At 67.5% G+C, this 11,534-nt stretch carries 9 protein-coding genes; 3 read left to right on the top strand and 6 right to left on the bottom strand.

What is annotated here, in order from left to right:
• The first annotated feature begins 2 nt into the window (after nt 1-2).
• The 3 genes from argJ to CG471_RS15820 are packed head-to-tail and all read left to right on the top strand — an operon-like array spanning nt 3 to nt 2,602.
• Entirely contained in the window at nt 3-1,163 is a 1,161-nt protein-coding gene (gene argJ / locus CG471_RS15830) for a bifunctional glutamate N-acetyltransferase/amino-acid acetyltransferase ArgJ (protein ID WP_257211568.1), read from the top strand.
• A gap of 12 nt (nt 1,164-1,175) precedes the next feature.
• Entirely contained in the window at nt 1,176-1,973 is a 798-nt protein-coding gene (locus CG471_RS15825; RefSeq protein WP_099232428.1) for an inositol monophosphatase, read from the top strand.
• A gap of 17 nt (nt 1,974-1,990) precedes the next feature.
• Entirely contained in the window at nt 1,991-2,602 is a 612-nt protein-coding gene (locus CG471_RS15820) for a glutathione S-transferase family protein (RefSeq protein ID WP_099232427.1), read from the top strand.
• Nucleotides 2,603-2,654: 52 nt separating this feature from the next.
• Here the strand turns inward: CG471_RS15820 and trxA are convergent, their stop codons facing one another.
• From trxA to tsaE, 6 genes are read right to left on the bottom strand one after another with little or no spacing between them, the layout of a single operon-like run.
• Nucleotides 2,655-3,002, bottom strand: a complete 348-nt coding sequence (trxA, locus tag CG471_RS15815; protein WP_257011054.1) for a thioredoxin TrxA — start codon at nt 3,000-3,002, stop codon at nt 2,655-2,657.
• 32 nt (nt 3,003-3,034) lie between these two features.
• Nucleotides 3,035-6,445, bottom strand: coding sequence for a double-strand break repair helicase AddA (gene addA, locus CG471_RS15810; protein WP_099232426.1), 3,411 nt, complete (start codon nt 6,443-6,445; stop codon nt 3,035-3,037).
• Nucleotides 6,426-9,404: a double-strand break repair protein AddB gene (gene addB / locus CG471_RS15805; protein ID WP_099232425.1), complete on the bottom strand. Its 2,979-nt coding sequence runs from the start codon at nt 9,402-9,404 to the stop codon at nt 6,426-6,428. Before addB ends, addA begins: the two co-directional genes overlap by 20 nt.
• Nucleotides 9,397-10,104 carry a nucleotidyltransferase family protein gene (locus tag CG471_RS15800; RefSeq protein ID WP_099232424.1) on the bottom strand — a complete coding sequence of 236 codons (708 nt, stop codon included), beginning with the start codon at nt 10,102-10,104 and terminating at the stop codon, nt 9,397-9,399. The genes addB and CG471_RS15800 overlap by 8 nt, the downstream gene beginning before the upstream one ends.
• On the bottom strand, nt 10,101-11,087 hold the full coding sequence (locus CG471_RS15795) for an aminoglycoside phosphotransferase family protein (protein WP_099232423.1): 987 nt from the start codon (nt 11,085-11,087) through the stop codon (nt 10,101-10,103). Before CG471_RS15795 ends, CG471_RS15800 begins: the two co-directional genes overlap by 4 nt.
• Nucleotides 11,084-11,527: a tRNA (adenosine(37)-N6)-threonylcarbamoyltransferase complex ATPase subunit type 1 TsaE gene (gene tsaE, locus CG471_RS15790; protein WP_099232432.1), complete on the bottom strand. Its 444-nt coding sequence runs from the start codon at nt 11,525-11,527 to the stop codon at nt 11,084-11,086. The genes CG471_RS15795 and tsaE overlap by 4 nt, the downstream gene beginning before the upstream one ends.
• Nucleotides 11,528-11,534 lie beyond the last annotated feature (7 nt).

Genomic DNA, 11,534 nt, shown 5'->3' with positions numbered 1-11,534 from the left:
CGTTGCGTGTCGCCAAGGCGCGATACAAGAATTGGGACCGGTGCGACCTTACCTATGTCGAGATGGACGCAGGCACGGCGGTCGCCGGCGTGACGACGCAGAGCAAATGCCCCTCGCCCGAGGTCGAATGGTGCCGGGACGCCATCCCGATGGGCCAGGCCCGCGCCGTCGTCGTCAATGCCGGCAACGCCAACGCCTTCACTGGCCATCGCAGCCGCGCCGCCGTGGAGGCGATCGCGGCCAAGGTCGCCAATCACCTGTCCTGCCAGCCGTCCGACATCTTCGTCTCCTCGACCGGCGTGATCGGCGTGCCGCTGCCGATCGACAAGGCCGAGGCAGGCCTGGACGCCGCCTTCGCCGCCGCGCCCTGCGGCTGGGAGGATGCGGCCAACACGATCGGCACCACCGACACCTATGCCAAGGGCGCTCATGTCTCCGCGATGATCGGCGACACTCGCGTCGATCTGGTCGGCATCATCAAGGGATCGGGCATGATCGCGCCCGACATGGCGACGATGCTCGGCTATATCTTCACCGACGCCGCGATCGATCCGGCGCTGCTGCAGCAGATGCTGTCGGCTGCCAACAAGCGGACCTTCTCCTGTATCACCGTCGACAGCGACACCTCGACCAGCGACACGGTGCTGGCCTTCGCGACCGGCAAGGCCGGCAATGCCCCGCTCGCGTCGATGGAAGATGCCGGCGCCGACGCCTTCGCCGCCGCGCTCTCCGACCTCTGCCGCCAACTCGCCCATCTGGTCGTGCGCGACGGCGAAGGCGCCAGCAAGTTCATCGAAATCACGGTCGAGGGCGCCGAGAGCGATGCCAGCGCCCATCGCATTGCCCTTTCGATCGCCAATTCGCCGCTGGTGAAGACCGCGATCGCCGGCGAGGACGCCAATTGGGGTCGCGTCGTCATGGCTGTCGGCAAGGCGGGCGAACCGGCCGAGCGCGACAAGCTGGCGATCCGCTTCGGCGCGACGCAGGTCGCCGCCGGCGGCCTGGCGCTCGACGGCTATGACGAGGCGCCGGTGGCCGCGCATCTCAAGGGGCAGGATATCGTCATCGGCGTCGATATCGGCCTGGGCGAAGGCCGCGCCACGGTGTGGACCTGCGACCTGACCCATGGCTATATCTCGATCAACGCGGACTATCGCAGCTAAGGGGGCCGGCGCATGATGGTGGAACTGCATGATCCCGTCGTCGCGCTGATGCGACAGGTGGGGCGCGACATCGTCATGCCCCGCTACCAGAATCTGGCGGCGGAAGAGATTAGCGAGAAGGCGGCGAACGACTTCGTCACCATCGCCGACAAGGAAAGCGAAATCCGGCTGGCCGAAGGACTAACGTCGATCCTGCCCGAAGCCGGCGTTATCGGCGAAGAGGCCTGCGCGGCCGACCCATCAATCCTCGACCGCGCCGGCGACGGCCTCAACTGGATCATCGATCCAATCGACGGCACGGGCAATTTCGCGTCGGGCAAGCCGCCCTTCGGCATCATGATCGCGCTGGCCGACAATGGCGCCACTTTGGCCGGCTGGATCCTCGATCCACTGACCGGGCGGCTATGCCATGCGACCTTGGGCGGCGGCAGCCATGTCGATGGCGAACGGATCATGGCGAAGGAGAGCACCGGCGACCTGCCGATCGCAGCCATCTCCACCATCTTCATGGAAGCCGAGGAACGGGCCGAGATGGAGCGCAAGTCGCAGGCCATTTTCACCATGGTGGACATTCCCCGCTGCGCCGCCGAGCAATATCCCCGGCTAGTTCTGGGGCAGAATGACGTGTCGATCTTTGCGCGCGTGCTGCCTTGGGACCATGCGGCCGGCACCCTGTTTGTCAATGAGGCGGGGGGCTGCTGCCAGCGGCTCGACGGCAGCGCCTATCGGGTCGGTGAACAGCGCCGGGGCCTGATGGGCGCGTCCTCGCCGCGCCTGTGGGATCTGGCGGCCAAGACCTATTACGCCTGACCCAAGGAAGACCGACTATGCTGACGATCTGGGGCCGCCTCAATTCGCATAATGTGAAGAAGGTCGCCTGGTTCGCGCAGGAAATTGGCCTGCCCTTCATACGCCATGATGTCGGCATGGAACATGGCATGTCCGACGCCTATCTGGCGATGAACCCCAATCGCCTGATCCCGACGATCGAGGATGGCGATGTCATACTGTGGGAATCCAACGCGATTCTGCGCTATCTCGCCCATCGCTACGCCCCGGAGGAGATCTATCCTGCCGACCCGGCTTTGCGGGCACAGGGCGACAAATGGATGGACTGGCAATTCAGCTTTGCCGACGCCCAGCGCGACGCCTTCATCCAGCTGGTCCGACGCCAAGATGGACAGCGAAATTTACAGGTCATCGAGAAGTCGGCGCAGGCGTCGGGTGCGACGATGGCGATCCTCGACCGGGCGCTGGCCGATCAACAATGGCTTTCGGGTGTCAATTTCGGTGTCGCGGATGTGCCGATGGGCGTCTACGCCCACACCTATTTCACGCTCGACATGGCGCGACCGGACCTGCCGCATCTGCGCGCCTGGTATGACCGGCTGCGCGAGAGGCCGGCTTATGCCGAACTGGTGATGATCCCGCTCAGCTAACAAAAAAGGGACGGCAGCCGGGCTGTCGTCCCATTTTAGATTTACCAGCGACTTAGAGGACGCTTTCGATCCAGCCCTTGAGCGCGCTCTTGGGTGCGGCGCCGACCTTGGTCGCGGCGACTTCGCCATTCTTGAACAGGATCATCGTCGGGATGCCGCGCACGCCATACTGGCCCGGCGCATCGGGATTTTCGTCGATGTTGATCTTGGCGATCGTGACCTTGTCGGCCAGTTCCTCGCTAATCTCTTCCAGAGCCGGGCCGATCATCTTGCACGGGCCGCACCATTCGGCCCAGAAGTCGACAAGCACGGGCTTGTCGGCGTCGATCACGTCCTGCTTGAAGCTGACATCGGTAACTGCCTTGGTGGCCATAACTGCAAACTCCTTAAGTTGGTCGATATCTAGGATGGCTGCGCCCGTGGCTCAACGGGTCACAGCAGCAAATATTGCTGCGCGGGCGAAAAGCCCGGCTTGTAGGGCGCCAGTTGCGCCGCCGTCAGCGCAATGAGCCGTGCCGCGCTGGTATAGAGCAGGGCCGCTTCCACCGTGCGGCCGGGGAAGATCACTTCCAGCGCAGCGACATAGGCGGCCATCTGCCGGACGTGGGCGACCGGTACTTCCTCCGCATCGCGCGGTGTCATCCGCCCGGTCTTGAAATCGACCAGTTGGACCCGGTCCGCCTCGACCCGCAGTCGGTCGACGGTGCCGGCAATCACCGCTTCGCCGACCACCGCGGCGATCGGCGCTTCGGCCAGCGCGCCCGGCGCGAACAGGGCGGCGAAATGTGGATCCTCGATCACCCGCAGCGCATGATCGATCACATCCCGGCGCAGAGTGGCATCCCCTGCCCCCTGCTGCTCCAGCCAGCGTTCCGCCCCCTCGCGACGCCGCTCGGCCGGCAGGTCCGGCAGGCGCTGGAACAGGGCATGGAGCCAGCGACCGCGCTCGGCTGCCTGGCGCATCGCGGCGGTGGGCGGCGGATTGGGCACGTCATCCTCGACCGGCGCGGAGGGCGCCAGTGGCCGGGGTGGACGCTGTTCCGCCGGCGCCTGCGCGCGCAGCCAGTCCGGCTCGACCACCACAGGCTTGTCTTCGGCGCTTTCCAGCTGCGTGGCCTTGGGCGTCAACGCCTCGGTCCCGCGCCAGCGACGGCGGGCGCCCCAGAGCGGGTCAGCCTCCCAGTCGCACCCCATGTCGACCATCGCTGCATCGACCGCGCCATACCAGCTTTGCGGCTTGACCTCGCCCTTGGCCCTTGGCCCGAGCGATCCGGCGACGATCAGTTTCTCCTCGGCACGGGTCAGCGCGACATAAAGCAGACGCCAATGCTCCTCGCGCTCGATCGCGGCGGCATCGGCCGCGACGTCGCCGATCGGCCCGATCCGTTCGCCCTTGCGCGGGGCCAGTATCGGCAGCCCGTTCCATTCAAGCGAATCCATGCGGTTGCCGGCGTCGGGATCAAGACAGGCATCGGCGAGAATGACGATTGGCGCCTGCAATCCCTTGGCGCCATGCACGGTCAGCAGCCGCAGCGCATCACCCTGCGCCGCCGCATCGCGGACGATTTCGACTTCGCCGCGATCGAACCAGTCGAGGAAGCGCTGGAGCGAGGGATGGTCGTCCGCCTCAAAGCCGAGCGCGGCGTTCAGCAATTCCTCGATCGGGTCTGCCGCTTCCGCGCCCAGCCGCTCGATCAGCCGGCGGCGCCCGTCCATCGGGCCGGACAGGATCGCCTCCAGATAGCGATAGGGGGTGGTGAAGTCCGCCTGCCCCAGCAATTGGCGCAGCGGCAGCAATTGCGCGTCGTCCAGCCGCTGGAGCAGATGGCGCCACAGGCCACCCTTGCGCCCGATCGCCCGCTCCATCAGTTCGTCCTGGGTCCAGCCGATCAGCGGCGACACCAGCAGGGCGGCCAGGTTCAGGTCATCGTCGGGCTGCGTGGCAAAGCGCAGCGCGGCCAGCAGGTCGCGCACCGCCAGTGGCGCATTGAGGCGCAGGCGGTCTATCCCCGCAACCGCGACCTTTTCCTCATAGAGACGGGCGACGATCAGCCGCGCAAGTTCGCTGCGGCGGCGGACCAGGATCATGATGTCGCCAGGGCGGACCGGGCGCCCACGCGCCTCCAGCATCATCTTGTCGTCGATCCATTGCCGGATCTGGCGCGCGATCTTGCCGGCCAGTTCCCGTTCCTGATCGGCGACCCAATCCTCCTCGCCCTCGACCTCGTCGGCCAGGCCCGCGATCGTCGGCTTCCACAGCAGCACCTCGCCCGGATGCCGATTGGCGCTGATATGCCGCACCTCGCCATCGGACAGGCCCAGCGACTGCGCCCGCAAGGTGGCGATCGTCCGGTCGACCAGGTCGAGCACCGGCGGGGTCGAGCGAAAACTGCGATCGAGCGACAGGTCGTGGAAGGCATGACCGGCCATATCGGCATGGCGGGCGAACACCATCTGCGCGGCGGCGAACGCCTGCGGGCTGGTGCCCTGGAAACCGAAGATCGCCTGCTTGAAATCGCCCACGGTGAAGATGGTGCGAACCTTGTCGGCCTTGGCACCGTCACCGGCGAAGAACTCGGCGGCCAGCGCACCGACGATCGCCCATTGGTGGACGTTGGTGTCCTGCGCTTCGTCGACCAGGATATGGTCGATCCGCTGGTCCAGCTTGTAGCGTATCCATTCGGCGATCCCCTCCTTCTGGAGCAGGGACGCCGTGCGCGCGATCAGGTCGTCGAAATCGACCGCACCGGCGAGCCGCTTGGCCTCGTCATAGGCGCGGGCATAGGCGCGCCCGGCATGGAGCGCGCGGGCCAGCAACGCAGCATAATCGGCCTGCAGCTTGACGCCGATCAGTTCGGCGCAACGGGCATGGAGGCGCGCGGTCGCCTCGCCATAGCCGTCGATCGGCGGCACCCAGCCCTTGGCGGAGATGAGGTCGCCATCCGCCTTCGCCCAGGCGCCGTGCAGGTCGGTCAGGGTTGCGGCACGCGCGGCGGGATCGCGGCCGCGCCAGGCGGCGATCCGGTCGCAGCGCTCCAGTGCCCGCCCCGTGCCCCAGTCGGCATTGGCCTGCGCCACCCAGGCAAGGTTGCGCATGTCGAACATGTCGTCGCTGCACTGATCCGCCAGCCAGGCGTCGATATCGCCTTCGGGCAGGCCCAGTTCGCGCGCCAGCCAGGGACCGATATCGCCGGGTAGCTCTGTCAGTGCGGAGAGGCGCGCGGCACAGCGCAGCAGGAAAGTCTCGGCCGCCCCCTCTCCCAGTCGCAGGCTCAAAGCCTGCAACGCGTCGATCAGGTCGCCATCGCCCAGTTCCTCGGCGCGGATGACCATGTCGGCCAGCGTCTGGCGGGCCAGCACACCCTGTTCGCGTGCGTCGAGCGGGCGGAAGCCGGGGGCCAGGTCCGCCTCCAGCGGGAAGGAGGCAAGCAATTGCTGGCAGAAGCCATGAATAGTCTGGATGCGCAGGCCGCCACCGGTCGATTCCAGCACTTCGGCGAACAGGCGGCGGGCGCGGTCGCGCGCTTCCGGCCCGCTTTCCTCGCCCAGCGCTTCCAGATCGTTGAACAGGTCGCGTTCCTCGGCCTGCACCCAGGTGGCGAGCCGATCATGGATGCGGTCGGCCATTTCCGCCGCGCCGGCCTTGGTAAAGGTCAGGCAGAGGATATTTTCGGGACGCACCCCCTGCAACAGCAGGCGGAAGACGCGCGCGGTCAGCACATGGGTCTTGCCGGTGCCGGCGGAGGCCGACAGCCAGACATGGGCGTCGGGCGCAGCGGCCAGCGCCTGCGCGCCGGCCAGCGGTTGCAAAGGGCTGGAGCCTTTAGCCATCGTCGCGCCCATACCATTCCTCCAGCCGCATCAGCTGGTCATAATCGCCATAATTGGCCACTTCCGGATTGACCTGCGCGGCGAAGGGCGCGGCGCCCGTCAGCCAGGTTTCGGCCGCGTCGCGGAACTGGTCGTAGACGAAGGCGGTGAAATCGGCGGTGATGACCTTGTCACGCTTGCCCATCGGATCGACCGGGCTCTCGCGATAGCCGAAAGCGTCGCCCTTCTTGGCCAGCGACCAATATTCGAAACTGCCCGCCACCCGCGCGCCGGCCACGCCGGGAAAGGCGCCATCGGCGGATTCTGCAATCAAACCCAGCAGGCCCAATTGCAGCGCGTAGCCGCCGCGCACCTGCCGCGCGCTGGGCGGCTTGCCGGTCTTGTAATCGACGATGCCGATGCTGCCATCGGGCATCCGGTCGATGCGATCGGCCTTGCCGGTCAGCAGCACGCCGGCAATCTCTGCCTTCCCTTCCGTCTCCACAGCCAGGATATGGCGGCCCGCGGACTGATCCTTCGCCACTTCGGCCGCGATCCAGCGGATCGCCTCGATCAGGCGCGGCTGCCACAGGGCGCGGAGCAGCGGATGAACATCGGGCCGGGCGAACATGGCGCGGGCGCGCGCCTCCAGATCGGCGGGATCGCGACTGCCGCCCTGCGCCCAATGCTCCAATATTTCATGCACGACCGTGCCACGCCAGGCCGGCCCGGCATCGGCATCGACCGGGTCGAGGCGATTGAGCTTCAGGATGCGCCGGGCATAGAAGGCGAAGGGATCGGCCTTCAGCCGGTCGACATCGGTGACCGGAATGCGGGTCGGCCGGGCGGCGAGCGGCGGCACCGGCGCGGGGCGCGCGGACGGCCGATGGCTGGGCGGCAGGTCCAGCGCATCGGCCAGCAAGCGATAGCGATCAGCGGTTTTCCATTGCGGCCCCGCCATCGCCTTCAGCCGCAGCCAGAAGCGCGAGGCGATCGCCGGCCCACCGCTGCCGCGCCGGGCACGGGTGATGAGGACATGCGGGGCGCCCAGCGCGCTCGCGAAATCATGCGCGGCAAGGCCAATCCGTGTTTCGAGGCCCGGCAAGCCCAGTTCGCGGCGGATGCGCGGCGCCAGCCAGGGATCAGGCGACGGCAGGCCCGGCCAGCTACCTTCGTTGAGGCCGCCCAGGATCATCAGGTCCGCCTGCACCAGTTGCGCCTCGACCAGACCCAATATGGCGATGCGCGGATGCCCGCCCTGCGGCGGGCGCACCGACACGCCGCCCAGCATATGGTCGAGCAGCGCCGGCAACGACCGGATATCGGCCTGGCGCGGCCCTTCGGCGGCGGCCGCCTCCATCTCGGCGAACAGGTCGGCGGCAGCATGGCCCTGATGCCCGGCCCAGAGCGCGTCATTGGTCAGCGCCCCGGCCTGTTCGCGCACCGCCGCCAATTGTCCCGCCAGATCGGGCGCGAGCGCGAAGGCGGCTTCCAGCGGTTCGAGCAGATCGCGCGCCCAGGGCCACCAGGCGCGAGCCTGCGCGCGCAGCTCCTTCTGCCGGTCATCACCCTCGCGCGGCTCCAGCAGCAGGTCGATGCCGCGCAGCCCCGCCTGTGGACGCGGTCCGCGCAGCAGCAGGTCGAGTTGGCGCACGCCCTCCAGCCAGGGCAGGCGCATCTCGCCGCGCATCACCAGCGGATGCTTGAGCAGGGTCAGCAGCGCCACTGGCGCAAAGCGCTCGGCCGCAGCCTCCGCCATGGCGATCAGCAAGGTGCCGGGCGGCAGGCGGGAGAGCGGCTGACCGGCGGAATCGTCAGCCTCTATGCCCCAGCGGCGCAGATGGGCGGAGACGCGCACCGCGAGCTGCCGGTCAGGCGTCACCAGCGCGGCGGTGCGTTCGGGCGTTTCCAGCGCCTCACGCAGCGCAATGGCAATGGCCTGCGCTTCCTCGCCCGGCGTCGCCGCCTCCAGCGCCTCGACCCCGGCGAGCGAGCGGTCGGCGGTCTTGAGATCGCGCCAGCGACTGGTCAGGCGCGGCGGCAGCATCGCGTTGGAAATATTGCGGCCGCGCACGGCCCGGGCATCATGCTCGCTGCCCCAGCGCCACTGGGCGACATCCTCGCGGCTGGCGCTCATCCGGTCGAGCAGGCGCTTGAGCGTATATTGGGGATGGGTCTCATGCCCGGCTGCGCTGCGGCCGGTGACGGGATCGGGCGGGAATGGACCGATCGCCGTCCAGGCATCCTCATCCAAATTCTGGTCGAGCCCGGCGAATACCACCTGTCCATTGGGCAGTTCGGCGATCCGCCGCAGCAGCCCCGCGATCGCCGGCGCGGTGGCGCTGATGCCGGCCGCGACGATGAAGCCCGGCGGCGGGGCCTCCGCCCAACGTGCAGCGACCCGATCGAACAGGCGATTGCGCCGATCCGCAAGGTCGATGAAGCCCAGCCGCGCCAGTTCGGCCGGCCAGCGGGCAATCAGGATGGAGAAGAGGTCGAGCGATTTTTCCCAATGGCTCGACAGCCCCTCGATCAGGTCGAGCTTCGACAGCGCATCGAGCGGCACCCGCTCCACCTGCATCTGGTCGAGCACGGCGCCGAGCGCCTGCCCCAGTTGCAGCGCCTGGCCGGCATCGGCCGCGCCGCCAGCATCCTGCACCATGCGGGCGAGGATCATCTGTCGCCGCATCGGCGGGATGGCGGCGGGAACGGCATCGCCTTCCCAGAGCGGATCGAGCGCACCGCCAACTTCCTCACCCAGTTCCGGATCGCCCAGCGCGACCAGACGGGGCAGCAGCAGGCCGCCCTTGGCCCGCCGGACAAAGGCATCGCTGACGGCGCGGACGGCGCGATTGCTGGGCAGCAGGATCATGCCCTGCGCCAGGCGGACGGGATCGCTCCCCTGCTGCGCCAATATGCCGGCGACCAGCGCATCGGCGAAGGCGCGATGCGCCGGGATGGTGTACAGCGCCGGCTTGGCCCGGTCACCCATGGGCGATCATCGACTCCACGAAGGGAATGGCCTGCGGCGTGCCCACGTCAAACCACAGCCCCTGATGCACCGCGCCATAGAGGCGCCCGGCCTCGATCGCGCGGTTCCAGAAGATATTGGTCGAAAAGACATCCGCCGGCGGATCAACCAGCAGGCGGGGCGAGAGGATCTGTACGCCGGTGAAGACGAACGGCGCGACATGGGCGGTCTTGCGCCGGGTCAGACGGCCATTGGCATCCATATGAAAATCGCCCGGTCCGCTATGGCAATTGGCCCGCGCCAGCGGCACCAGCAGCAGCAGCGCGTCCATCCGTTCGGGATCCCATAGCCGCTGCATCATGCCCAGCGTTTCGGCCGGGCCATCGATCCATAGATTGTCGCTATTGGCGCAGATGAAAGGCTTGTCGCCGAGCAGCGGCCTGGCGTGAATCAGCCCGCCGCCGGTCTCCAGCAGCTTGGCCCGCTCGTCCGAGATGCGGAAGTCCATGTCCTTGCGCGTCCTCAGATGCGCCTCGACCGTGTCAGCAAGATAATGGACATTGACCACCACCGTCTTGATGCCGCCGGCTGCGAGCCGATCGAGCGCATGGTCCATCAGCGCCTTGCCGGCGACCTTGACCAGCGGCTTGGGACGGGTCGCGGTCAGCGGGCGCATCCGCTTGCCGAGGCCCGCTGCCATGAGCATGGCGGTATCGATCATGCCTGGGCAAACTCCGCGAGCGCGTGATGGCGCTTGTCGGTAGGGATATTCGCATCGAACCAGGCCTTGACCGGTGCCAGCGCCGGATGGGCCAAATCGCGTTCCAGCAGCCCCCACATGCGCGGCAGATAGGACAGGTAGCGCGGCTTGTGGTCACGCTTCCACAGGCGGGTGAAGATGCCGATGATCTTCGCGTTGCGCTGGGCGCCCAGCACCGCATAGGCGGCGTCGAAATCGGCCGGCGGATTGGCCACCGCATGATAATGGGCCAGCATCGCGGCCTCCAGTTCCGGCGACACGTCGCGCCGGGCATCCTGCAGCAGCGAGACGAGGTCATAGGCCGGGTGGCCGGCCAGCGCGTCCTGGAAATCGAGCAGGCCAAGACCGCGCACTTCGGGCCGGTCGATCAACATGATATTTTCGGCATGATAGTCGCGCAGCACGGTGACGACAGGACTTGCCGACTGTTCGGCGATGGGCAGTACCGCGTCCCAGGCTGCATGATAGGCGTCGGCATCGACGTCCAGCCCAAGCGCCGGGCAATACCATTCGGTCAGCAGCCCGACCTCGCGCTGATAGACCGCGCGGTCGTAGGGCGGGACATCGGCAGCGGGCAGCTTGTGCAGGTCGGCCAGCAGATCGATCGCGCGGCGATAGACCGCCGGTTCGCCCGCCGGATCATCCTCGACATGCTCCTTCAGGCGCTCGTCACCAAAATCCTCGATCAGGACGAGCCCCTGCGTCAGGTCCTGCGCCAGGATTGCCGGCGCAGCAAAGCCCTGACCCAGCAGATGCTGAGCAATCACGATGAACGGACGCGGATCTTCATGCGGCGGCGGCGCGTCCATCAGCACGGCACGGCGGCCGCCGTCGACCACGCGGAAATAACGACGGAAGGAGGCATCGCCGGCAAGCGGCACGATGGCGGCGCCATCCCAACCCGCCTGCGTGAGGAAAGCGGGGGCGGTTGCGGGGGGGATCATATCTGTGACCATCGGTCCGTCCAAGCGTCGGGCACGCGCGCTGTCAAGCGCCGTGCGCCATCCGGCTCGATCATGATGGTCAGAAACAGGGCGTGCGACCAGAGCCCATCGCCCAGCCTGTCGGGCCATTCGATGATCAGCAGGCTGTCCTGCAGATATTCGTCCAGCGCCAGCTCGGCCGCTTCCTCCGCATCATCAAGCCGGTAGAGATCGACATGGGCGACCGGCAGGCGGACATCGGGAATGTCATAGGGCTGGACGATCGCGAAGCTGGGGCTGGGCGCCTCCCCCTCCAGGCCAAGCCCCTCCAACAGGCCGCGCGCCAACGTCGTCTTGCCGGCGCCGAGGCCGCCTTCCAGCGCGATGACGTCACCGAAGCGGACATGGCCCGCCAGTCGTCGGCCCAGATCGAGCTGAGCCCCCTCGCCCTCCAGGATCATATCCAGC

Source organism: Sphingobium sp. IP1 (genome assembly GCF_002708645.1).
In the GTDB taxonomy this organism is placed as follows: domain Bacteria; phylum Pseudomonadota; class Alphaproteobacteria; order Sphingomonadales; family Sphingomonadaceae; genus Sphingobium; species Sphingobium yanoikuyae.
Note: the sequence above shows the minus strand (reverse complement) of the source record. Positions and strands in the feature narration are given on the sequence as shown.